Origin of the sequence: Sphingomonas sp. NPDC092440 (genome assembly GCF_044754985.1) — a bacterium.
Taxonomy (GTDB): Bacteria; Pseudomonadota; Alphaproteobacteria; order Sphingomonadales; family Sphingomonadaceae; genus Sphingomonas.
In genome coordinates this window covers 76904-99783 of sequence record NZ_JBIVQA010000004.1, presented here as the reverse complement: position 1 = coordinate 99783, position 22880 = coordinate 76904, and the positions used below count along the sequence as shown (strand labels likewise).

At 69.2% G+C, this 22880-nt stretch carries 23 protein-coding genes; 10 read left to right on the top strand and 13 right to left on the bottom strand.

The features are described 5' to 3' along the window. Positions 1 to 4: 4 nt before the first annotated feature. From ACIQCS_RS08180 to ACIQCS_RS08170, 3 genes are all read right to left on the bottom strand, one after another. Positions 5 to 511, bottom strand: a complete 507-nt coding sequence (locus ACIQCS_RS08180) for a hypothetical protein (RefSeq protein WP_345849723.1) — start codon at positions 509 to 511, stop codon at positions 5 to 7. 14 nt (positions 512 to 525) lie between these two features. Then, on the bottom strand, positions 526 to 804 hold the full coding sequence (locus tag ACIQCS_RS08175; RefSeq protein WP_345849724.1) for a helix-turn-helix transcriptional regulator: 279 nt from the start codon (positions 802 to 804) through the stop codon (positions 526 to 528). A 225-nt stretch (positions 805 to 1029) separates the two neighbouring features. Further along, positions 1030 to 1932, bottom strand: coding sequence for a prephenate dehydratase (locus ACIQCS_RS08170; RefSeq protein WP_345849725.1), 903 nt, complete (start codon positions 1930 to 1932; stop codon positions 1030 to 1032). A 102-nt stretch (positions 1933 to 2034) separates the two neighbouring features. On the opposite strand from ACIQCS_RS08170, the gene ACIQCS_RS08165 reads away from it, so the two are divergent. The 5 genes from ACIQCS_RS08165 to ACIQCS_RS08145 all read left to right on the top strand — a co-directional run bounded on the left by ACIQCS_RS08165 (position 2035) and on the right by ACIQCS_RS08145 (position 5644). Beyond that, positions 2035 to 2712: a cytochrome c family protein gene (locus ACIQCS_RS08165; RefSeq protein ID WP_345849726.1), complete on the top strand. Its 678-nt coding sequence runs from the start codon at positions 2035 to 2037 to the stop codon at positions 2710 to 2712. A 132-nt stretch (positions 2713 to 2844) separates the two neighbouring features. After that, positions 2845 to 3240, top strand: a complete 396-nt coding sequence (locus tag ACIQCS_RS08160; RefSeq protein WP_345852040.1) for a nuclear transport factor 2 family protein — start codon at positions 2845 to 2847, stop codon at positions 3238 to 3240. A gap of 255 nt (positions 3241 to 3495) precedes the next feature. Beyond that, positions 3496 to 3927, top strand: a complete 432-nt coding sequence (locus ACIQCS_RS08155) for a YfiR family protein (RefSeq protein ID WP_401530559.1) — start codon at positions 3496 to 3498, stop codon at positions 3925 to 3927. Then, on the top strand, positions 3927 to 5156 hold the full coding sequence (locus ACIQCS_RS08150; RefSeq protein WP_345849728.1) for a diguanylate cyclase domain-containing protein: 1230 nt from the start codon (positions 3927 to 3929) through the stop codon (positions 5154 to 5156). Before ACIQCS_RS08155 ends, ACIQCS_RS08150 begins: the two co-directional genes overlap by 1 nt. Continuing rightward, positions 5153 to 5644: an OmpA family protein gene (locus ACIQCS_RS08145; RefSeq protein ID WP_345849729.1), complete on the top strand. Its 492-nt coding sequence runs from the start codon at positions 5153 to 5155 to the stop codon at positions 5642 to 5644. Before ACIQCS_RS08150 ends, ACIQCS_RS08145 begins: the two co-directional genes overlap by 4 nt. Before the next feature lie 34 nt (positions 5645 to 5678). On the opposite strand, the gene ACIQCS_RS08140 is transcribed toward ACIQCS_RS08145, so the two are convergent. From ACIQCS_RS08140 to ACIQCS_RS08130, 3 genes are read right to left on the bottom strand one after another with little or no spacing between them, the layout of a single operon-like run. Then, on the bottom strand, positions 5679 to 6587 hold the full coding sequence (locus ACIQCS_RS08140) for an LOG family protein (RefSeq protein WP_345849730.1): 909 nt from the start codon (positions 6585 to 6587) through the stop codon (positions 5679 to 5681). A gap of 36 nt (positions 6588 to 6623) precedes the next feature. Next, entirely contained in the window at positions 6624 to 7298 is a 675-nt protein-coding gene (locus ACIQCS_RS08135) for an extensin family protein (protein WP_345849731.1), read from the bottom strand. 59 nt (positions 7299 to 7357) lie between these two features. After that, entirely contained in the window at positions 7358 to 8017 is a 660-nt protein-coding gene (locus ACIQCS_RS08130; RefSeq protein WP_345849732.1) for a DUF4328 domain-containing protein, read from the bottom strand. A gap of 145 nt (positions 8018 to 8162) precedes the next feature. Between ACIQCS_RS08130 and ACIQCS_RS08125 the strand changes: the two genes are divergently transcribed. The 4 genes from ACIQCS_RS08125 to ACIQCS_RS08110 all read left to right on the top strand — a co-directional run bounded on the left by ACIQCS_RS08125 (position 8163) and on the right by ACIQCS_RS08110 (position 12690). Next, complete coding sequence (locus tag ACIQCS_RS08125; protein WP_345849733.1) at positions 8163 to 9323, top strand: phosphoserine transaminase; 1161 nt, start codon at positions 8163 to 8165, stop codon at positions 9321 to 9323. A gap of 148 nt (positions 9324 to 9471) precedes the next feature. Beyond that, positions 9472 to 11049 (top strand): phosphoglycerate dehydrogenase, encoded by a 1578-nt coding sequence (gene serA, locus ACIQCS_RS08120; protein ID WP_280277788.1) that lies wholly within the window; start codon positions 9472 to 9474, stop codon positions 11047 to 11049. 149 nt (positions 11050 to 11198) lie between these two features. After that, the gene (locus tag ACIQCS_RS08115; protein WP_345849734.1) at positions 11199 to 11588 is read left to right on the top strand and encodes an endonuclease domain-containing protein; all 390 of its coding nucleotides are present in this window, start codon (positions 11199 to 11201) and stop codon (positions 11586 to 11588) included. Position 11589: 1 nt separating this feature from the next. Further along, positions 11590 to 12690: an ATP phosphoribosyltransferase regulatory subunit gene (locus ACIQCS_RS08110; RefSeq protein ID WP_345849735.1), complete on the top strand. Its 1101-nt coding sequence runs from the start codon at positions 11590 to 11592 to the stop codon at positions 12688 to 12690. A gap of 374 nt (positions 12691 to 13064) precedes the next feature. Here the strand turns inward: ACIQCS_RS08110 and ACIQCS_RS08105 are convergent, their stop codons facing one another. The 4 genes from ACIQCS_RS08105 to ACIQCS_RS08090 are packed head-to-tail and all read right to left on the bottom strand — an operon-like array spanning position 13065 to position 18728. Next, positions 13065 to 14498, bottom strand: coding sequence for a mannitol dehydrogenase family protein (locus ACIQCS_RS08105; RefSeq protein ID WP_345849736.1), 1434 nt, complete (start codon positions 14496 to 14498; stop codon positions 13065 to 13067). Between the two features lie 60 nt (positions 14499 to 14558). After that, the gene (locus ACIQCS_RS08100; protein WP_345849737.1) at positions 14559 to 15587 is read right to left on the bottom strand and encodes a retroviral-like aspartic protease family protein; all 1029 of its coding nucleotides are present in this window, start codon (positions 15585 to 15587) and stop codon (positions 14559 to 14561) included. Positions 15588 to 15639: 52 nt separating this feature from the next. Then, positions 15640 to 18051, bottom strand: a complete 2412-nt coding sequence (locus tag ACIQCS_RS08095; RefSeq protein WP_345849738.1) for a ligase-associated DNA damage response DEXH box helicase — start codon at positions 18049 to 18051, stop codon at positions 15640 to 15642. Positions 18052 to 18062: 11 nt separating this feature from the next. After that, a complete protein-coding gene (locus tag ACIQCS_RS08090; RefSeq protein ID WP_345849739.1) occupies positions 18063 to 18728 on the bottom strand; it encodes a hypothetical protein in 666 nt (221 codons plus the stop codon). Between the two features lie 87 nt (positions 18729 to 18815). On the opposite strand from ACIQCS_RS08090, the gene ACIQCS_RS08085 reads away from it, so the two are divergent. Further along, a complete protein-coding gene (locus ACIQCS_RS08085; RefSeq protein WP_345849740.1) occupies positions 18816 to 19811 on the top strand; it encodes a ligase-associated DNA damage response exonuclease in 996 nt (331 codons plus the stop codon). Between the two features lie 231 nt (positions 19812 to 20042). Here ACIQCS_RS08085 and ACIQCS_RS08080 read toward each other — a convergent pair whose 3' ends face one another. The 3 genes from ACIQCS_RS08080 to rpoN are packed head-to-tail and all read right to left on the bottom strand — an operon-like array spanning position 20043 to position 22837. Then, a complete protein-coding gene (locus tag ACIQCS_RS08080) occupies positions 20043 to 20429 on the bottom strand; it encodes a hypothetical protein (protein ID WP_345849741.1) in 387 nt (128 codons plus the stop codon). A gap of 36 nt (positions 20430 to 20465) precedes the next feature. Further along, entirely contained in the window at positions 20466 to 21305 is an 840-nt protein-coding gene (locus ACIQCS_RS08075) for an endonuclease/exonuclease/phosphatase family protein (RefSeq protein WP_345849742.1), read from the bottom strand. Beyond that, positions 21302 to 22837, bottom strand: coding sequence for an RNA polymerase factor sigma-54 (rpoN, locus tag ACIQCS_RS08070; protein ID WP_345849743.1), 1536 nt, complete (start codon positions 22835 to 22837; stop codon positions 21302 to 21304). Before rpoN ends, ACIQCS_RS08075 begins: the two co-directional genes overlap by 4 nt. Positions 22838 to 22880: the final 43 nt, after the last annotated feature.

Here is a 22880-nt window from a genome sequence, read left to right as displayed (position 1 = left end):
GAGTTCAATCCTCCTCCACCGGCCGGGTCGCCCAGCTGGCGTGCAGGGTCGGCACGGTGAGGTAGAGCACGAACAGCATATAGGTGAAGTTCGCGAGCTGCGCGATCAGCGCCTCGCGGCTCCAATGGTCGAGCAGCGTCAGGCCGAGCATCAGCCAGATGCCGATAAAGGTCACGAAGCTCACCGTCGCGAAGCCCGCCAGGAAGGCGCGCTGGCGCAGCTGCCGGTCGAACTCGTCGACCAGCCTGGGGCCGCCCCAGGGCTTGATCGGCCCGAAGATCGGCAGGAAGGTGCCCAGCACGAACCCCGCCGAGATCAGGGCATAGCCCGGATAGGTCCCGTCGGGCCGCGCCAGCCCCCAGGCCCAGCCGCCCATGGCCAGGGCGAGCGCGAGGATCGGGATCCAGCGCAAATGGCGCCGGCGCACCTCGGTCCGGGCGAGCGCGGGGATGCCGGTGCGATCGGCGGCGGCGTCGAGCCGGGAGAACAGGCGCTGGTTGAAACGGGACATGTCGGTCTCCGGAATCATTCGGCCGCGCGGCGCAGCGCCGACGCGACCGATTCGAAGGGGGCGAAGGAGAAGAGCAGCTCGACCGGCGCGTCGAACACCGCGGCGATCTTCATGCCGAGCTCGAGGCTGGGGCTGTAGTCGCCGCGCTCGAGATAGCCGATCGTCTGGGGATTCACCCCCACCGCCTCGGCCAGTGCGCGCCGGCTCATCCCGCGTTCGGCGCGGAACAGGGCAATACGGTTGTGGATCTGCGGCAATTTTACGACTCGAAAGATGATATGTTGTCTGTACACAACAATTCATCGCGTGAGTCAAGCGAGCGCCACCGCGCCGAAAAGCATGTTCCGGTGGTGGCCCAGTTGCCTTTGGCGGGGGTTTAGGTTGAGGACTGATATTCTTCCTTCGTCACCCCGGCCCTGCGCCGGGGGCCCGCTATCTCGCCAGCGCAGGAAGCAGCGGGATCCCGGCGCAAGACCGGGATGACGGTGAAAGATCAGATACTTGCTTGGGTTCTCGACCTAGGCCCGTTCGCGCGCCTGGGCGTAGGTGCCGAGCACGCGCATCCACTTGGTGTGGAACTTCAGCTCCTCGAGCGCGCGGGCGACCGGTGCCTCGTCGGGGCTGCCGACGATGTCCGCATAGAATTCGGTGGCCGCGAAGCTGCCGCCGCGCTGATAGCTCTCCAGCTTGGTCATGTTGACGCCGTTGGTCGCGAAGCCGCCCAGCGCCTTGTAGAGCGCGGCGGGGACGTTTTTCACTTCGAAGACGAAGGTGGTCATGAACGGGCGCCCCGCTTCCCCGGCCCCTTCGGCGGCCAGCGGCTCGCGGGCGAGGATCACGAAGCGGGTCATGTTGTGCTCGGCATCGGCGATGTCGGCGCCCAGCGTCTGCAGGTCGTAGAGCGCGGCGGCGCCCGGGGGGGCCAGCGCGGCGACCGCCGGATCGCCGGCCTCCGCCACCATCGCGGCGGCACCGGCGGTGTCGGGATAGGCAAGCGGCTGGATGCCCTGGGCCTTCAGCCAATGGCGGCACTGGCCGAGCGCCTGGGGATGGCTCATCGCCTGGCGCACGCCCTCGACCGGGCCCAGCCCCATCAGGGCATAGCGGATCGGCAGGAAATGCTCGCCGATGATCGACAGGCCCGATTCGGGCAGCAGGAAATGGATGTCGGCGACGCGGCCGTGCAGCGAATTCTCGATCGGGATCATCGCGCAGCCGGCGCGGCCTTCCTTCACGGCGTCGATCGCGTCCTCGAACGAGAAGCAGGGGAGCGGCAGCCCATCGGGGAAGCATTCGCGCACCGCGATATGCGAATTGGCGCCGGGCGCGCCCTGAAAGGCGACGGCCCGCACGGGGGTCTTGGCGGCTGCCTCGGTCATCTCCGCGACGAGCTTTCTCGCCGGGCTCGCGAAATTCTCCATAATGGCCGGGCGCTAGCCGCCGAACCTCGCACTCGCAAGCCCCGCTTGCTTTAGTTGCGGTGCCGGTTTTAAAGGAACGCAATTTTTCCGCAGGGGCATTTCATGGACAATCGCTTCAATACGATCGCGGGCTGGGCACTTGCGGGCGGCATTGCCGCGCTCGGGCTTTCGATCGCCGGCGGCATGCTGTTCCATGGCGAGCGTCCCGAGCACATGGGCTATGTGATCGAGGGCGTCGAGGAAGCCGGCGACAGCGGCGCCGCGGCGGTCGAGCCGATCGCGGTGCGTCTGGCCAAGGCCGATGTCGCCAAGGGCGAGGCTTCGTTCAAGAAGTGCATGGCCTGCCACACGATCAACCAGGGCGGCGCCAATGGCATCGGCCCCAATCTCTACGGCACGATGGGCGAGGGCATCGCCCAGGGCAAGGCCGGCTTCGCCTTCTCCGATGCGCTCAAGGCCGTGGGCGGCAGCTGGGACTTCGACAAGATGGACGCGTGGCTGTCCAACCCGCGCAAGTTCGCCTCTGGCACCAAGATGACCTTCGCGGGCATCGCGGACGGCCAGGAGCGCGCGAACGTGATCGCCTATCTGAACGCGCAGGGCTCGAACCTGCCGCTGCCGGCAGCCCCGGCCGCCGGCGCCGCTCCCGCTCCGGCGGAGGGCAATGCGACCGACGCGCACGCCGCCGGCGGCAACGCCGCGAACGCGGCGGCTCCGGCCGAGGGCGCGCCCGCCAAGGATCCCGCCGCCAAGCCGCCGGTGGAGAAGAAGGGCGCCTGAGGGCGCGCGCACGGATCGGATGCACGGGGCGCTGTGAAGCATTTCGCGGCGCCTCTGCTTTTCCGGCCGGACGGCATGGCGGCCTTCGCGCCGCTGCTGGACGGGTTCGGCCCGGCCTGGCTAGGGAAGGCGATGGCCTCGCACCTTTCCCCCGAACTCGCCATTCGCATGCGCCGCGCCGCGTTCAACCGGGCGCTGGCGGAAGCCGATCTCGCCGCGATCGGGCCGCTCCTCGCGCCCGATGTCGTGCTGGTCGCCGGCACCGATTCGGCAGTGATCACCGGCCGCAAGGCGCAGCTGCTCGCCTGGAAGCGGGAGTTCGCGGCGCCCGATCGCACCGTCTATGCGCGCACACCCGAAGCGATCGCCCTTTCCCCGGTGGCGCCGATCGCCTTCGAGCACGGCGCCTGGCAGGGCGTGTCGTCGCGAAGCGGCGCGGTCGAGGCGGCGGGCGCCTATACCGCCAAATGGCGCGAGCGCGGCGGCGAATGGCTGATCGAGGCGGAGCTCTATCTCACGCTCGCCTGAATGGTGCGGCGCGGCGAAATGTAACGCACGGTAAGCCGGTGCGAAGCCTGGCTTTTCGCAAAAACCTCTTATCCTCCACAGATTCTTCGTGGCTTGCCGCGAACGCTTTCGGTACCGTTATGGTTATTGGGCCGTAAAGGCCGGAAGGATCGGGTCGTTTTGTTGCTTGCTCTCGCCCTGTTGGCGATAGTTCCAGGATTTCCTGAGGTACCGGTCCTGGCGTCCGACACGCGCTTCGCGCCGGGCACCGAGGACATGGCCGTCGCCCGCACCGTCGGCGGAATCGCGAGCTATACCCGCTGGCCCGAGCCACCCCCGACACTGCGCATCTGCGTATCCGGCGCGGCCCGCCATGCCGACCGGCTGGGCGAGGCGGCGCGCACGGCGGGCCGGCCGGTAACGGTGCGCCGCCTGGGCGTCGGCACGGCGCTGGCGGGCTGCGACCTTCTCTATCTCGGGGCGATGCGGCCGGCCGAGAATCTGGGCATGATCCGCGCGATGCATGGCCGCGCGATATTGTCGATCGCCGAATCCGATCCGGCATGCCGTGGCGGCGCGATGTTCTGCCTCGCGGTGGGTGCCTCGTCGCTCAGCTTCCGGATCAACATCGATGCGATCTCGCGCAGCGCGCTGCGCGTCGATCCGCGCGTGCAGCGCGTGGCAACCCTGGCGGGAGGGGGAAACTGATGGCGGGTCCTACGCAATTGCCGAGCGTGCGCCAGGTGCTCTCACGGGTGCATTTCCGCGTCACTCTGGTCGCCGTGGCGATCGCCGGGCTCACCGTGATGCTCACTGGCTTCGCGGCGCTCGGCATCTATGCCCGGCAGAATCTCGAGCTGATCGCCCAGACGGCGAGCTACAGCGTCGCGCCCGCGCTGGTGTTCGACGATCCCGACGCGGCCAGGCTCACCATCGAGCCGCTGGCGGAGAGCCCGGGCGTGGCGGGGATCGCGGTGTTCGGCCCGTCCGCACACCCCTTTGCCGAGCGCACCAAGGCGACACCGGCGGCCGGCTCGTCGATCGGATGGGTGGCGAAATCGCTGTTCTTTCCCCGGCCGGTCGCCGCGCCGGTCACGCAGGGCGGCCGGGTGATCGGGGAGGTCCGGGTCGAGGGCGATGCCGCGATCGTTGCCGGTTATATCCGCGCCGGGCTGCTCGGCGGCCTGGCCTGCCTCCTCGCCACCGCGATCGCGACGTCGCTGCTCGCGCGGCGATTGCAGGAGGAGATTGCCGCGCCGCTCCAGGCCATGGCCGCCGTCGCGCATGCCGTGCGCGTGGGGCGGGCCTTCGATCGCCGCGCGCCCAGCGCGAGCATTCGCGAGATCGATTCGCTGCGCGACGACTTCAACGCCCTGCTCGCCGAGCTGGAGGAATGGCATCATCGCATGCGCGACGAGAATGCCGCGCTCAGCCACCAGGCGACGCACGACCCGCTCACCGGGCTGCCCAACCGGGCATTGCTGGAGCAGGAGCTTTCGGCGGCGCTGGAGCGCGCCCGGCGCGAGGGCACCAGCTTCGCGCTGCTCTATGCCGATGGCGATGGCTTCAAGGCGATCAACGACGCCCATGGCCATGCGGCGGGGGATGCGGTGCTGGTCGCGATCGGGCGCCGGCTGCGCAAGGGCCTGCGCGCCAGCGACATCGCGGCCCGGCTCGGCGGCGACGAGTTCGCCATCCTGCTCGCGGCACCGAGCGGGCCAGAGGCAGTGGCACGCGCCAGCGAAGGGATCGCGCGGCAGATGGCCGCGCCGATCGCGCTGCCCGGCGGCGAGCAGGTGGTGGTGGGGCTGACCCTGGGCGCCGCCGTCTATCCGCGCGACGGCGAGGATCTGGCGGCCCTGGTCCATCACGCCGACCTCGCGATGCTCACCGCCAAGCAGGGACGCCCCCAACCTCGAAAGGAAGGCAGGAAATGAAGCTCGCCGCATATGGTCCCTTGCTCGCGCTGCTGGCCCTGCTGCTGGCCGGTTGCCAGGCGTCGATGCACCCCAAGCCGCTCTGGACCGCGCCCCAGATCGAAGCGATGCGCGCCGCCGGCTTCATGCAGACCGATCGCGGCTGGGAGCTCAGCGTGGCCGACCGCCTGCTCTTCGCGTCGGACGAGAGCCGGGTCGACGAGAAGCAGGCCGTGGTGATCGCGCGCATCGCGAGCAACCTGCAGGCGGTGGATATCCGCCACGCCACGATCGAGGGGCATGCCGACATCACCGGCACCCGCCGCCACAATCTGGTCCTGTCGGGGCAGCGCGCCCGGGCGGTCGCCAATGTGTTCGTCGGCGCGGGTTTCGATCGCGACAACATCCGCGCCGAGGGGCTGGGCGATCGCTATCCGATCGAGGACAATCGCACGGCCGAGGGGCGGCAGGAGAATCGCCGGGTGGTGATCCTCCTCACCGCGCCTTGAGCGTGCCGGCCGGATCGCTTTCCGGCCGGATTGCCTATTCCGGCTTGTCGATCCCGGGCCGCGGGCGGGCGATCACCGTGTGGTCCTTGCCCTTCCAGAAGTCCTGGACGATCTGCCAGCCCTCTTCCGCGGTCTCGCAGAAATGGAACAGGTCGAGGTCCTTGGGCGAGATGACGCCTTCCTCGACCAGCGCCTCGAAATCGACGACCCGGTTCCAGAAGTCCTTGCCGTAGAACAGCACCGGGATCGGCGCGATCTTGCCGGTCTGGATCAGCGTCAGCAGCTCGAACGATTCGTCGAAGGTGCCGAAACCGCCGGGGAACACCGCCACTGCGCGCGCATGCAGCAGGAAGTGCATCTTGCGGAGCGCGAAATAATGGAACTGCATCGACAGGCCCGGCGTCACATAGGGGTTCGGCGCCTGCTCATGGGGCAGCAGGATGTTGAGGCCGATCGTGTCCGCGCCCACGTCGCGCGCGCCGCGATTCGCGGCTTCCATGATCGACGGGCCACCGCCCGAGGTGACGACGAAGTGGCGATTCCCGGCTTCGTCGAGCGGGAAGTTCGACGCGAGCTGGGCCAGTTCGCGGGCGACATCGTAATATTTGGATTTCTCGACCAGCCGCTCGGCGATCTTCTGCTGCTGCTCGGTCTCCGCCAGCGCGAGCAGCGCGGTCGCCTTGCTCGGCTCGGGGATGCGCGCCGATCCGTAGACGACGAAGGTCGACTTGATATGCGCCTCGTCGAGCAGCAGCTGCGGCTTGAGCAGCTCCAGCTGGAAGCGCACGGGCCGCAGGTCTTCGCGCAGCAGGAAGTCCATGTCCTGGAAGGCGAGGCGGTAGGCGGGGTGCTCGGTCTGCGGGGTGCCGGTGGCGGTGTTGGCGTTTTGCACTTCCTGCTGGGCAGGGCGGAAGACGCGGCTCGGAACTCTCGTATCGCTCATTTCGCCCAGCTTAGGCCCAATGCGGACGCGCTGCAATCAGCGGCAGAACGGGCCCCGCCCCATGTCGAGGTGGAGATGGTTGTAGTGCGCCGCGTTGTAATCGGGGCTCAGCACGGTGGCGAAGCGCTTGCAGGCCGATCCGTGGATCGTCTCGAGAAAGGCGCGCACCTGGCTGTCGCCGCTGCGCCAGTCGCGCTCGATCGTGACGCGCCGCCCGTCCGCCAGCACGAAGCCCGACACGTCGACCGCATTGGCCAGCCCATGCTCGGACATGCGCTGCGCCGATGCCGCGCCGTTGCCGATGATGCCGCGGCACGAATAGGTGCCATAGGTCTCGACCCTGACCAGATCGCTGCCCAGCATCTGCCGCGCGGCCGGGGCCACGGCGAAGCGCACCCAGGCGGTGAAGCTGCGCGCCAGCCCGCATTTCATCGATTTCAGCCCGGTCACCGGGACGCCGATATCGAGCAGCTGCACCGCGCCGGTGACGACGCAGCCGCCGCCGAAGTCGCGATCGGGGAGTGCCGAATAGCGCACCTGCTCGCGCGACAGGTCGGCGAAGCATTGCTGCGTCTCGCGCGGGGTCGGGCCGTTCAGCGTGACCGGGCCGCCGGGCCGCTCGCGAATCGGGGCGGGGGCGGGGCGATCGCCGCCGCCGCCGAACAGGCAGCCGGAAAGCAGCAGGGGCAGCACAAGTGCAACTACGCGCATGGTGGGCTCCATAGCGCGTTACCGTCAGTGCTCGCTAGCCGCCCGTTCGGATCGCGCGCCTATCCGAACACCGCCTGGTGCGCTTCGGCATCATTGGCCTCGTGCTGGATCCGCGAGAGGCGGCCGACCAGCCGGAGCAGCAGCAGTCCGGTGAGCAAGTCGATGGGCGTGCAGATCATATCGAACCATTGCGAGAAGACGATCTGCTCGAGCGTCTTGGCATTCAGCCCGAGGCGGAACGAGGCGTTGCTGAGGACGGAGGAGAGAAGCCAGCCGATCCACCACAGCGTCAGCCAGCCGGGAATCGATGCCGCATAGGGATCCTGCGGCGAGACGCTCGCACGCCAGGCTTCGCGGATGCCTTCGAACGGCTTCCACAGATTGGCGATCGGAATGAAGAAGAAGCCGACATTCCATCCCGGGGTCATCGTCATCCCGGTTGAAATCGCATGCGCATTCTTGTTCACCCGATAGATCCAGCGGGCGACGAGCACGATCGTCAGCAGGTTCACCACCACCATCGGGATCGCGGTGGCCTGGCTGATCCGATCGAGCGTGCCGAGATCCTCGACGGTCGCCGCGCCGCGCTGGTAGCGATCTATCGTCAGGATGCCATAGGCAGCGGCTGCCCCGTAGCAGATCGACGCGACGAGCCAGGCCGCGAGCGCGATCCGCACCACCCGCGCCAGGCGCAGCGGGTCCTTGAATTCATAATCCATGCTTTCCCCCCGGCTCCGCACCCTGACGGCCGGGAAGCGCCTTGTCCACGCAGTTCCGCAATTGACTTTGCCGGGCGCGCCGCTAGGGCCGTCGGCGGGCCACGCGGTCCCAACGCCGCGCGTGCTCTCTGCAAGGAGAGTCTATATGACTGACACGACTGCCGCCGACGCCGGAATTGCGTCCATTGCCAAGCCCGCCGCCAAGCCGGCACGCCCCTTTTTCTCCTCCGGTCCCTGCGCCAAGCCTCCCGGCTGGTCGCCCGAGAAGCTCGCCACTGAGTCGCTCGGCCGCTCGCACCGCTCCAAGCTGGGCAAGAACCGCCTCCAATATTGCATCGACCTGATGCGCGAGCTGCTGCGCCTCCCCGAGACGCACCGCATCGGCATCGTCCCCGGCTCGGACACCGGCGCCTTCGAGATGGCGATGTGGACGATGCTCGGTGGCCGCGGCGTCACCACGCTCGCCTGGGAAAGCTTCGGTGAAGGTTGGGTCACCGACGCGGTCAAGCAGCTGAAGCTCGAACCGACCGTGATCCGCGCCGACTATGGCCGGCTGCCGGACCTGGGCCAGGTGAACTGGGCGGACGACGTGCTGTTCACCTGGAACGGCACCACTTCGGGCGTGCGCGTGCCGGACGGCGACTGGATCGCTGCCGATCGCGAGGGGCTGAGCTTCGCCGACGCCACTTCGGCGGTGTTCGCCTATGACCTGCCCTGGGACCGGATCGATGTCGCCACCTTCTCCTGGCAGAAGGTGCTGGGCGGCGAGGGCGCGCACGGCGTGCTGATCCTCGGGCCCCGCGCGGTCGAGCGGCTCGAGAGCCACACTCCGGCCTGGCCGCTGCCCAAGGTCTTCCGCCTCGTCTCCAAGGGGGCGCTCGCCGAGGGCGTGTTCAAGGGCGAGACGATCAACACCCCGTCGATGCTCGCGGTGGAGGATGCGATCTTCGCGCTCGAATGGGCCAAGGGCCTGGGCGGCGCCGAGGGGCTGATCGCGCGCTCGGACGCCAATGCCGCGGCGCTCGACGCGATCGTGGCCGAGCGCGACTGGCTCGGCCATCTCGCGGTCGAGCCCGGCATCCGGTCGAAGACCAGCGTGTGCCTCACCGTCAAGGGCGCCGATGCGGACTTCATCAAGAAGTTCGCCGGCCTGCTCGAGAAGGAAGGCGCGGCGTATGACGTCGCCGGCTATCGCGACGCCCCGCCGGGCCTGCGCATCTGGTGCGGCGCCACCGTCGACACCGCCGACATCGTCGCGCTCGGTCCCTGGCTCGACTGGGCCTATGCCGAGGCCAAGGCGGGCTGACCTCTGCAAGCCCTCTCCCCCTCGGGGAGAGGGTTGGGAGACGGGCAGGACGCTTGCCGTTTCTCCCGCCGCACAAGTTTCAAGACACACTTCCCCTCTCCCCAGCCCTCTCCCCGAGGGGGAGAGGGAGCGAAGCAGGAGCAAATCCATGCCCAAGGTACTGATTTCCGACAAGATGGATCCCAAGGCCGCGCAGATCTTCCGCGAGCGCGGCGTCGAGGTCGACGAGATCACCGGCAAGACTCCCGAGGAGCTCAAGGCGATCATCGGCCAGTATGACGGCCTCGCCATCCGCAGCTCGACCAAGGTGACCGCGGAGATCCTGGATGCCGCCGCCAACCTCAAGGTCGTCGGCCGCGCCGGCATCGGCGTCGACAATGTCGACATCCCGGCCGCTTCGGCGCGCGGCGTGGTGGTGATGAACACGCCCTTCGGCAACTCGATCACCACTGCCGAGCACGCCATCGCGCTGATGTTCGCGCTCGCCCGCCAGCTGCCCGAGGCCGATGCCTCCACCCAGGCCGGCAAGTGGGAGAAGAACCGCTTCATGGGCGTCGAGCTCACCGGCAAGACGCTCGGCCTGATCGGCGCCGGCAATATCGGCTCGATCGTCGCCGACCGTGCCCAGGGCCTGAAGATGAAGGTCGTCGCCTTCGATCCGTTCCTGACGCCGGACCGCGCGATCGAGATGGGCGTGGAGAAGGTGGGCCTCGACGACCTGCTGCTCCGCGCCGACTTCATCACGCTGCACACGCCGCTGACCGATCAGACGCGCGGCATCCTCTCGGCCGAGAATCTCGCCAAGACCAAGCGCGGCGTGCGCATCATCAACTGCGCGCGCGGCGGCCTGATCGACGAGGCGGCGCTCAAGCAGGGGCTGGAGAGCGGCCATATCGCCGGCGCGGCGCTCGACGTGTTCCAGGTCGAGCCCGCCAAGGAGCATCCGCTGTTCGGCACGCCCAACTTCGTCTCGACGCCGCATCTCGGCGCCTCGACCACCGAGGCGCAGGTGAACGTGGCGATCCAGGTCGCCGAGCAGATGGCCGATTTCCTCGTCTCGGGCGGCGTCACCAACGCGCTCAACATGCCGAGCCTCTCGGCCGAGGAGGCGCCGCGCCTCAAGCCCTATATGGCGCTGGCCGAGAAGCTGGGCTCGCTGGTCGGCCAGCTCGCGCATGGCGAGCTGCGCAACATCGCGATCGAGAGCGAGGGCGCCGCGGCCGAACTCAACCAGAAGCCGATCGTCGGCGCCGTGCTCGCCGGCCTGATGCGCGTCCATTCGGACACGGTGAACATGGTCAATGCGCCGTTCCTGGCGAAGGAGCGCGGGCTCGACGTGCGCGAGGTGCGCCATGACCGCGAGGGCGATTATCACACGCTGGTCCGCGTCACCGTCGGCACCGCGCAGGGCGATCGCTCGGTGGCGGGCACGCTGTTCGGCAATGCCGCGCCGCGCCTGGTCGAGCTGTTCGGCATCAAGGTGGAGGCCGATCTCGCCGGCCATATGCTCTATATCGTCAACGAGGACGCGCCGGGCTTTATCGGCCGGCTCGGCACCACGCTGGGCGAGGCGGGAGTCAATATCGGTACCTTCCATCTGGGCCGCCGCGAGGCGGGCGGCGAGGCGGTGCTGCTGCTCTCGGTCGATGATGTGGTGAACGAGGCGCTGCTCGCCACCGTCCGCGCGCTCCCCGGCGTGAAGACGGCGATGGCGCTGACATTCTGACAGGTGGGCGCGAAACCGCCCGTCTCCCTTCCCACGCCTTTGGCGCGGGCCCTTTCCCTCTCCCCGATGGGGAGAGGGAGTGAGATGCGTTGACCGGGCGACTGGGCTATAGCCCTCTCCCCATCGGGGAGAGGGTTGGGAGAGGGGCAGTGCCGCAAACCGACAAGGCGTTGCTTGCGCGAGCGAAGGCAATGCGCGCCAGCCCCACGCCCGCCGAGACAGCCATGTGGCGCATCCTGCGCGCCAAGCAGTTCGAGGGCGTGAAATTCGCTCGCCAAGTGGTGATCGCCCCGTATATCGCCGATTTTGTCGCGCGCTCTCGCGGATTGATCATCGAGATCGACGGCGACACGCATGCGTTACGCGACGCTCAGGACGCGCGGCGCACTTCTTGGCTGGAACGGCAGGGGTATCGGGTGATCCGGTTCACGAACTACGAAGTGGGGAGCAATCTGGACGGGGTGGCATATGCCATCGGCGAGGCGCTTGCGGCACTGCCCCTCTCCCAACCCTCTCCCCAGAGGGGAGAGGGCTTCTAAGATGAGCGGCTTACTTCCCGAAGGCTTTCACGATCGCCTCCCCCCCGCCGCCGATGCGGCGACGCGGCTCGAATCCCGCGTGCTCGGCGTTGCCCGGGGCTATGGCTATGAGCAGGTCGATCCGCCGCTCGCCGAGTTCGCCGATGAGCTGAGCGCGCGCCTCAAGGCCGCGGGCGGCCTGCGCGATGCGGTGCGCTTCGTCGATCCCGTGTCGCAGCGAACGCTGGCGATCCGGCCCGACCTCACGGCCCAGATCGGCCGCATCGCCGCGACGCGCATGGGGCATCATCCGCGCCCGGTGCGCCTTTCCTATGCCGGCCCGGTGATGAAGCTCTCGGCCTCCGAGCTCGATCCGCTGCGCGCCACGCGCCAGATCGGCGCCGAGCTGATCGGCCTCGACACCGTCGCCGCCGCCACCGAAGTGGTGCGCGTCGCGATCGAGGCGCTGCAGGCGGGCGGCGTCGAGGGCATCGCGCTCGACTTCACGCTGCCCGACCTGGTCGATTGCCTGGCCGTCGACAGCCTTACCCCCGCCCAGCTCGCCACGCTGCGCGATCGGCTCGACGCCAAGGACGCCGCCGGCGTCGCCGCGATCGCGCCGCGCTACCTCCCGTTGATCGAGGCGGCCGGGCCCTTCGATGCCGCGATCGAGCGCCTGCGCGCGATCGATGCGGGCAAGGCGCTCGCCACGCGGCTGGACGGCCTTGCCGAGATCGCCGCGAGCATCCGGGGCCAGGCCGCGCTCACGCTCGACCCCACCGAGCGGCACGGCTTCGAATATCAGAGCTGGCTCGGCTTCTCGCTGTTCGCGCGGGGCGTGCGCGGCGAGATCGGCCGGGGCGGCACCTATACCATCCTGCACGGCAATGGCCGCGAGGAAGCAGCGGTGGGCTTTTCGCTCTATGCCGATCCCATCCTCGCCGCCGGCATCGGCGCGGGCGAGCGGCGCCGGCTGTTCCTCCCCTTCGGCACGCCGGCCGGCATCGGCGCGAAGCTGCGCGAGGAGGGCTGGGTGACGGTCGCGGCGCTCGAGGCGGACGACACTCCCGAGGCGCAGCTCTGCACCCATGTGCTGCGCGATGGAGCGCCGGCGACGGTCTAGGACGGATCGACATTCAGTGGGAAGGGGCTTTCCCTTTCCCCGGCGAGGGCCGGGGCCCAGTATCGACGCAGCTGGTGCGGTGAGGAAGCCTCTCGAACGACATTGTGACTGGGCCCCGGCCTTCGCCGGGGAGCAGCAAGGCGCAGGTCTTCGCATCCATCTTGCAATGTAGGATTTCGCCTGCTTGCCTCCCGCCGCCTGGCTGCCGCCTGGCCGCTCTTTCGACCCGTAGGAAATATAGGACCCGCTCCGCGCAAGGATCTTGCGGGATGCACACGCTTTCCGGGAAAATAGGGAAGATAAGCCGCCGGGGAAGCGGCTGGGTGCGCGACCTTGGTGACCTTTGCCGGGCGCCGGCGCCGGCGCCGTAGGAACTAGCGCCCCAGCAGCTCCGCCGCCCGCCCATCCAGGAACGCCGCGACCGCCGCCGCCACGGCGTCGCGGAACCGCGCATCCTCGGCGAGCGGCGCCGGGAAGACCTGGCGCAGCGCCAGCACCGCCGCCGCCGGATCGCTGCCCGAAGCCGCACCGGCCAGCAGCTCGGCGAGCGGATCGGTGATCGTCTCGCCGGCCTGGGCCTTGCGGCGCAGAAAGGCTATCCATGCCGCCACCGGCACCGCCAGCCGCGCCACGTCATGCCCCGCCGCGAGCCGGTCGCGAACGGTGTCGAGCAGACGGTAGGGCAGCTTTTGCGAACCGTCCCAGGCGATCTGGCTGAGCAGGTGGCGGATCGCCGGATTGCGGAACCGCGCCAGCACCGCATCGGCATAGCCCGGCAGGTCGAGCCCCTCGACCGGCTTCAGCGAGCCCGCGATGTCTTCGTGCATCAGCCGGCTGGCAAAGCCGCCCAGCGCGGGATCGCCCACCGCCTCGAACACGGTCTCGTGCCCGAGCGCCAGGCCGATATAGGCGAGGCTGGAATGCGCGCCGTTGAGGATGCGCAGCTTGGCCTGCTCATAGCCCTGCACGTTGCCGGTCAGCGTCACGCCCGCGGCGGCAAGGTCCGGTCCGTCGGCCAGGTCGAAGCGCTGCAGCACCCATTGGGTGAAGCGCTCGCGCTGCACCGCCGCCCGGTCGTCGACACCGAGCTCGGCCGCGACCTTGGCGAGAAAGGCGGGGTCGCTCGCCGGCGTGATCGAATCGACCATCGAATCGGGGAAGGCGACTTCGCCCGCGATCCAGTCGGCCAGCCCGGCGTCCCATTCGCGGGCGAGCGCGACACAGGCCGCGCGCAGCTTGGCGCCGTTGCCGGTCATGTTGTCGCAGCAGAGCATCGCAAAGGGCGCCGTGCCCGCCGCGCGGCGATCGGCGAGGCCGGACACGATCCAGCCGATCACGCTCGCCGGCTCGGCGGGGCGGGCGCGGTCATGGACGATGTCCGGATGGGCGAAGTCGAGGCTGCCGTCGGCGGCCAGGCAATAGCCCTTCTCGGTCACCGTGCTGGTGGCGAGCTTCACCGCGGGATCGGCGAGCAGGGTGCGCAGCCGCGCGCCTTCGCCCGGGCCGATCGCATCCGAATGCGCGGCGATGATGCGCGTGCCCGGCGCGCGATCGATCACCGCGAGCGTGTAGAGCCCGTCCTGCGCCTTGAGCGCGTCGACGGTGCCGGCGCTGCGCAGCGAGACTGCCGCGATGCCCCAGCGCGGATCGCCGTCCAGCACGCGATCGAACACGTCCGCCTGGTGCGCGCGGTGGAAGGCGCCCGGCCCGAAATGGACCACGCCGGTGCGGATCGCCGCGGAGTCATGCCCCGGCCGGGCGATGGCGGGGGGAAGCGAGGCGAGCGCGGCGCGCGAAAGGCTGGTCATGCGGCGCGACCAACCCGCCCGCACCGCCAAAGTCAATGGGCGGCGCGGGCGGCGGGCGCGTCAGTAGCGCGTGACGGGCGAGCTGCCGCTCACGCCGGGGATCATCGAGCCGGTGGTGCGTTCCTTGGGGCTGCGGTCCACCGGCATCAGGAAGCGGACCTGGCGGTTGGGGAAGTCGATGTCGACGCGGCGGAAGGCGCGCAGCGCGTCCATGCCGAGCAGCAGCGCCGGGCGCCGGGTGAGGCCGAAGCGCTCGAAGGGCGTCACATCGGCAAAGGCCACGGGCATCGCGCCGAAGCGGACCTTGCCGACCGTGATGTTGGGGACCTCGGTATAGTCGGCGGTGGTGCGGTTGCCGATGACGCTGGTAAGCGTGATCGGCTGCGCCTTGGGCGCATCGCGGCCGACACGCTTGCGCAGCGCGCTGTTGCCCATCGTCACCTGGCTGCCGGTGTCCAGCACCACCTGGATCCGGGTATTGTCGTAATAGGCGTCGGTCACGATGAGCTGGCCGAACACATTCTTGGCAGTGACCACGATCTCGTCGGGATCGCGCTTCGCGAAGGTCTTGCGCTTGACGCTCGGACGCACGGCCATGACGCCGTTCTCGAAGTCGATGGTCACCTGGTGGTTGCGCAGCGTGTCGATGCCGAGCAGGCCGAGCGCGCCGAGGTTGCGGGCCTCGAGCGCGGGGGCGATGATCGTATGCTGTTCGCCGATCGACTTGATCGAGAGGGCGGGCACCACGACGGTATTGACCCGGTCGCGTCCGGTCATCGACGTGATGATCACCGGGGCGGAGGCACCCAGCCGCAGCGATCCGGCGAGCTCGCGCGACACGACGGTGCGTTCCGCCCCGGTGTCGATGATGAAGTTGTAGGGCCCGCTATTGCCCACGGCGACCGGAACGGTGAGCCGCTTGTCGATCTCGCCCAGCGCCAGGAGAGTCGCCTCGACATTCTCGGGCGTGGGCATGGTCAGCGCCGGATCCTGGGGCGGTGGCGGCGTGCCCGCATTGGGATTCTGGCGGTCATGCGCTCCGGCGGTTGCGGCCAGCGGGAGCAGGAGAAGCGCGGCGAGCTTTTTCATGGACGTGAAGATACACCTTCGCATGCTGCGCAGCAATCTTTCCGGATCGTGTCTAGTCAAGGCGCATCGCCTCCGCCGCGATGTCCTCGGCCTCCATCAGCAGCGCGTCCTCGGTGACGCCCTGGGCGACGTTCTCGCGGCCGATCATGATCAGCACCGGCACGGCCATGGGCGAGACGCGGGGCAGGTCGATGTGCAGCATCGTGCCGGCCGCGGTGTCGAGGAGATGGCCGAGGCGGCCGACATCGGTCATGCGGGCGCGCGCATCGGCCCAGGCGGCGCGCAGCAGCAGATGGTCGGGCTCGTACTTGCGCAGCACGTCGTAGATCAGGTCGGTCGAGAACGTGACCTGGCGCCCGGTCTTCTTCCTGCCGGGATGCTGGCGCTCGACCAGCCCGCCGATGATCGCCACTTCGCGGAAGGCGCGCTTGAGCAGTGCGGAGCCCTGCACCCATTCGACGAACTCGTGCTCGAGAATGTCCGGCGAGAAGAGCGGGCCCGGGTCCGCGATCTTCTCCAGGCCATAGACGGCGAGCGCATAGTCGTTGGCGACGAAGCCCAGCGGCTTCAGCCCCAGCGCCTCCATCCGCCGGGTGATGAGCATGCCGAGCGACTGGTGCGCGTTCCAGCCCTCGAAGCTGTAGATCACCATGTGATGCCGCCCCTCGTGCGGGAAGGTCTCGACGAGCAGTTGGCCCGGCGCGGGGATGGCGGAGCGGCGCGCCTGCACCTCCAGCCATTCGCGGACATCGGCGGGAAAGCGCCGCCATTGGTCCCGGTCGTGGAGGAAGCGGCGGACCCGGTCGGCGAGGTTGGCGGTGATGGCCAGGCGGGCACCCATATAGGAGGGGATGCGCGCGGTTCTCGATGTGGCGCGGACGATCAGGTCGGTGGTGTCGACTCGCTCCACCTCCAGCGCCAGGCCGGCGAAGAAGAAGGTGTCGCCGGGGGAAAGGGCGGCGGCGAAATTCTCTTCGACCTTGCCGAGCCGGCGGCCGTTGCGGAAGCGCACCTCGAGCATCGGCGCCTCGACGATGATGCCCGCGTTGAGCCGATGCTGCGCAACAAAAGCCGGGGTCGTGACGCGCCAGAGGCCGTCCCGGCCGAGCGTCAGCCGCTTGAACTTGTCATAGGCGCGCAGCGCATAGCCGCCGTCGGCGATGAAGCCCAATATCCTGTCGAACGTCTCGTCGGGCAGCGCGGAATAGGGCAATGCTGCGCGGATCTCCCGCAGCAATTCGCCTGGCTCGAACGGCGCGGCACAGGCACAGGCCATGACGTGCTGCGCCAGCACGTCGAGCGCGCCGGGCCGGAAGACGTCCGGGTCGAGTTCGCCATGCTCGACTGCGTCCAGCGCCGCCCGGGCCTCCAGATATTCGAAGCGGTTGCCGGGGACGAGCACCGCCTCGCTCGGCTCGTCCAGCCGGTGGTTGGCGCGGCCGATGCGCTGGAGCAGGCGCGAGGAGCCCTTGGGCGCGCCCATCTGGATCACGCAGTCGACATCACCCCAGTCGACCCCCAGGTCGAGGCTGGCGGTGGCGACCAGGGCGCGCAGCTTGCCGTCGGCCATCGCCTGCTCGGCCCGCCGCCGCGCCTCGAGGCTGAGGCTGCCATGGTGGACGCCGATCGGCAGCTTCAGCTCGTTGACCTTCCACAGCTGCTGGAAGACCAGTTCGGCCAGGCCCCGGGTGTTGCAGAAGACGATGGTCGTCCCGTGCGTCTCGATCTCCGCCATCACCTGCGGGATCGCATAGACGCCCGAATGGCCGGCCCAGGGCACCTTGTCCTCGGGAAGCAGGATGGCGATGTTCGGCTCGGCGCCCTTTTCGCCCTCGACCAGAGTGACGCTGCCGATATCGCCATGCGGCGCGAGCCAGGCGCGATAGCCGTCCGGATCCGCCACCGTCGCCGAGAGCGCGACGCGGCGCAGGCCGGGAGCGAAGCGCTGGAGGCGGGCGAGCGCGAGGGCGAGCAGGTCGCCGCGCTTGCCGGTGGCGAAGGCATGGACTTCGTCGATGACCACCGTCCTGAGCCCGGCGAACATGGTCAGGCTGTCCTCATAGGAGAGCAGCAGGCTGAGCGATTCGGGCGTGGTGAGCAGGATCTGGGGCGGACGGGCGCGCTGGCGAACCTTGCGATCCCAGGGCGTGTCGCCCGTGCGCGTCTCGACCCGGATGGGAACGCCCATCTCCTCGATCGGCGTGAGCAGGTTGCGCTGCACGTCCACCGCCAGCGCCTTCAGGGGCGAGATGTAGAGCGTGTGCAGGCCGTCGGCCGGCGCCTCGATCAGCTCGGCCAGGCTGGGCAGGAAGCCCGCCAGCGTCTTGCCCGCGCCGGTGGGGGCGACGAGCAGCGCATGCTCGCCCCGGCGGCCGGCGGCGAGCATCTCGAGCTGGTGCCGGCGCGGCGCCCAGCCGCGCGCGGCGAACCAGTCCGACAGGATCGAGGGGAGGGCGGCGTCCATGCGATGGCGGGTCAGGGAGCCGGCGGCGCGCCCTTGGACCGGACGACCAGCGCGGGCGGCGCGTCTCCCGCCACCGCCAGCCTGGCCCGCTGGCCGCCGTCGCGATCCTCGAGCTCGAGCCAGGCCGTGTCGCCGCGCGTGCCCAGCCGCACGCCTTCGGCATATTTGCCGAGCGGATTGGCGTAGTTGACCGTGAAGCCGGCGAAGCCGCTCTGCTCGTTGACGATCATCGCCACCGCGTCGCCGCCCGACCGGTCGAGCGCGATCACGCCGCGGCCATTGTCGAGCCAGCTCATCGCGCCACGCTCCGATCCGGCGGCGTCGTGCAGGACCAGGCCATAGGCGCCCGCCACGCGCGGATAGCTCTTGCCGGCCAGCCGGGGATCGGGCTCCTCGCCCAGGATCACCCGATCGCGCCCATCGGGGCCGAGCACCACGATGGACGCGGTCTGCCCGTCGGCGCGCTCGCGCCCCTCGGCCGGCGGCGGCGCGCCGATCAGGATGCGCGGCTTGCCGGCGGCATCGACCACCCGGATCGCCCGCGCCTCGATCACGCCGGCCGGCGCGGTGGCGGCGATGACGAGCCCGGCAGCCCCGATCCCGGCCATGGCGAACAGCGCGATGCGCTGGCGGCGAAGCTGCGTCTCGAGCCGGGCGATGCGTGCTGCGGTATCCATTTCCTCTTCCTTTCCCGGTGCAAAGCGAAGGATCGTCCATTCCGATCCGATTGGAACCCGCGCGCCGCCCAGCCATATATAGGGACGATGGCATTGGGCAGCTGGATCGAGCCGCATCCCGCGGGCATCTATATTCCGGCGGCGGACGCGTGGATCGATCCGTCGCAGCCGGTGGCGCGCGCGCTGGTTACCCATGGCCATGCCGATCATGCCCGGGGCGGGCACGGCGCGGTATGGGCGACGCCGCAGACGCTGGCGATCATGGCGGCGCGCTACGGGCCGCAGCACGGCCGGCCGGTCGAGTATGGCGAGCGGATCACCCTGCACGGCATCGACATCCGCTTCGTGCCCGCCGGCCATGTCCTCGGCTCCGCCCAGATCGTGCTCGAGCATCGTGGCGAGCGGATCGTCGTCTCGGGCGACTACAAGCGCCGCGAGGATCCGACCTGCGAGCCCTTCGAGCCGGTGCCCTGCGACGTGTTCGTCACCGAGGCCACGTTCGGCCTGCCGGTGTTCCGCCATCCCGAAACGCATGGCGAGATCGACAAGCTGCTCGCGGCGCTGCGCGCCAATCCGGAGCGCTGCGTGCTGGTCGGTGCCTATGCGCTGGGCAAGGCGCAGCGCGTGATCCGCGAGCTGCGGGTGATGGGATTCGACGATCCCGTCTATCTCCACGGCGCGCTCCAGCGGCTCTGCGATCTCTATGTCGAGCAGGGTGTCGAGCTGGGCGAGCTGCGCCTCGCCACCGGAGTGCCCAAGGCCGAGCTGCGGGGGCGGCTGGTCCTGTGCCCGCCGGGCGCGCTCAACGATCGCTGGTCGCGCCGCCTGCCCGATCCGATCACCGCGATGGCATCGGGCTGGATGCGCATCCGCCAGCGCGCCCGGCAGCGGGGCGTCGAGCTGCCGCTCATCCTGTCCGATCACGCCGATTGGGACGAGCTGACCCGCACCATCGCGGAACTGGAGCCGCGCGAAGTGTGGGTGACCCATGGCCGCGAGGACGCGCTCGTCCATTGGTGCCGCCTCCACCAGATCAAGGCGCGCGCGCTCGATCTCGCCGGGTTCGAGGACGAGGACGACTGATCCAACCGCGCAATGCCGAATCGCGGCGGAAATGTTGAATCCCTTGGTGTTCGCCGGCGACGATTGCCGCGCAAGGTACTGAAGGTCACGCCGGTGCGCGCCGGCGCGGCGGCGATCGCGCACCCTGCTTGCGCGCGGCCGATCCTATTTTTCCAACGAAGCGAAAGAGCGGCGGGGCGCGGCCCGGCCGATCAAGAAGAACAGGCGAAATCCTACATTGCAAGCGGCCGCTCAGGCGGCGGCGCGATCCGTGCCGGCGAACAGCCAGGCTTCGGCAGCCCAGGGATCGTCGAAGCAGCGCGCGGTGCGCCGGTCGAGCGCGCGCTGGAGCTGGGTGCGCGCCAGCGTCCGGCCGATCACGAAGGCGAGCCGGCGCGAGCGATAGGCGGGATCCGCGAGCATCGCGCGGAACATCTCGACGCTTTCCTGCGCCTGGATCTTCATCTCGCGCAGGTCGTTGAGCGTCAGATGCTGGTTGGGGCCGCAGCTGAGCCGGGCATGCGCCTGTGCGCGCGCGGCGAGAAAGGCGTCGATATCGTCGGAAGTGAAGAAGCCGCCCATCCGGATGCGGACGAGATCGCGATCGGGTTCGACGTCGATGGTGAAATCGGCAGACATGGAATCGGCGATAGCCCCGGCCGGCCTACCAAAATCCTAAGGGCGTTCCGTCCCCTGCCAGCCGAGCGTCGCGACCACGGGAAAATGATCCGAGGGATAAAGCGCGCCGCGATGCGCATCGATCGTCCGATAGCCGCGTACCGCGAAGCCCCGCGTCAGGATCCAGTCGATCCGATGATCGGGCACGCCCTTGAAGCCGTGAAAGGTCGCCATGGGGCCCAGCGGCTTCGCCGCGGCGTCGCGGGCATCGGCCAGCACTGCGCCCAGCAGCGCATGCGGCGGCGAAGCGGGGCCGGTGTTGAAATCGCCGGTGAGCACCACCGGCACGCCCGGGGGCAGCGCGGCGATGCGCTTGCGGAGCAGCTCGGCGCATTTCTCCCGCGCGGCCGCATCTTCCGCCCGATAGGGGAAATGGGTGTTGAGCAGGTAGAAGCGCTTGCCCGAGCGCGTCTCGAACAGGCCCCAGGTGACCATGCGCGGAAGGACATTGCCCCAGCTGATGCTGGCGACCTGTTCGGGCGTGTCCGACAGCCAGAAATCGCCCTGCTCGACCAGCTTCAGCCGGTCGCGGCGATAGAAGACGCCCATATGCTCGTCGGCATGGCCGCCGCGCCGGTCGATCCCGAACCAGCTGTATCGGGGCAGCTTCGCGGCGAGATAATCGCCCTGGATCTGGAACAGCTCCTGCGTGCCGATCACGTCGGGATCGGCGGCGGCGATCGTCTCGACGAAGAGGTCGCGGCGATTCTCCCAGATGTTCGCGCCGTCCGAGGGCGAAGGCAGGCGGACGTTGAAGCTCATCACGACGAGCTCCTCCCGGGCCTGCGCCATCGCCGGTGCGAGCAGAGCCAGCAGCAATGCGAGAAAACGGATCAACCTACGCCCTCCAGTGCCTTTTGCCGGCGGCGCTGCACCGAGCTGCCGATTCCCATCGCCTCGCGATATTTGGCGACGGTGCGCCGGGCGATGTCGAAGCCCTTGGCGTTGAGCAGCTCGACCAGCGTGTCGTCCGACAGGATCTTGCGGGGATCCTCGGCCTGGATCAGCGCGCGGATCGCGTTCTTCACCGCCTCGGCCGAGACCGCGTCGCCGCCATCGGCGGACTGGATCGCCGAGGTGAAGAAATATTTGAGCTCGAACAGCCCGCGCGCGCAGCTGAGATATTTGTTCGAGGTGACGCGGCTCACCGTCGATTCATGCATCTCGATCGCCTCGGCGACCTGGCGCAGCGTCATCGGCTTCAGATGCGCGACGCCCTTCAGGAAGAAGGCCTCCTGCTGCTTCACGATCTCGCTGGCGACCTTGATGATCGTGCGCTGGCGCTGGTCGAGCGCCTTTACCAGCCAGTTGGCGCTGGCCAGCATGTCCGACAGCCAGGCCTTGCTCGCCTTGTCCTGCGGGCCCGCCGAGACTTCCGCATAATAAGCGCGGTTGACGAGCAGCCTGGGCAGGGTGGCGGCGTTGATCTCCACCGCCCAGCCGGCGCCGCGGCGCGCGACGAAGATGTCCGGCGTCACCGCGAGCGTCGGCTCCCCGCCATAGCGGCAGCCCGGCTTGGGATCATAGCCGCGCAGCTCGCGGATCATGTCCGCCAGATCCTCGTCGTCGACGGCGCAGATGCGCCTGAGCCGGGCGAGGTCGCCGCGCGCGACCAGATCGAGATTGTCGATCAGCCGCGCCATGCAGGGATCGTAGCGATCGGCTTCCTTCGCCTGCAGCGCGAGGCATTCGGCAAGGTTGCGGGCGCCGACGCCGGTGGGATCGAAGGTCTGGATCGTCGCGAGCACCGCTTCCACCCGGGCGAGCGGCACGTTCAGCCGGTTGGCGATGTCGAGCAGCGCCGCGGTGAGATAGCCGGCTTCGTCGATCTGGTCGATCAGGTGCGCCGCGATGAACAGGTCGCGGCCCGCCACGCTCGTGCCGGCCTGCGCCATCAGGTGATCGGCCAGGCTGAGGTCGGGGCTGCCGAGATTGTCGAAATCCGGCCCGTCCTCGGGCGCGGCACCGCCGCTGCCGCCGGTGAGGCCCAGGCTGCCGTCCAGCCCGCCGCCCGCGCCGATCGTGTCGCTGCCGCTGTCGTGGTGGAAGGTCTCAGCGGCGAAATCCACGTCGAGCGCGGCCTCGCCCGCCGCGTCGCCGCCGCCGGCGATCAGCTCGCTGGCATCCGCCGGGCCGTCGCGCTCCGCCTGGTCGAGGTCGGGCTCGGGGGCCTCGGCGGGTTCGCCGCCCCGCTCGTCATCGCCCCCGGTGCCGCCGCTCTCGAGCAGCGGGTTCTTCTCCAGCTCCTCGGCGATGAAGGTCTCGACCTCGAGATTGGAGAGCGCCAGCAGCTTGATCGCCTGCTGGAGCTGCGGCGTCATCACCAGCGATTGCGACTGACGCAGGTCGAGGCGAGGCGCGAGGCTCATGCCAAGGTCGCCGCCCCGGCGACTCCGGGATGACGGCTATGAG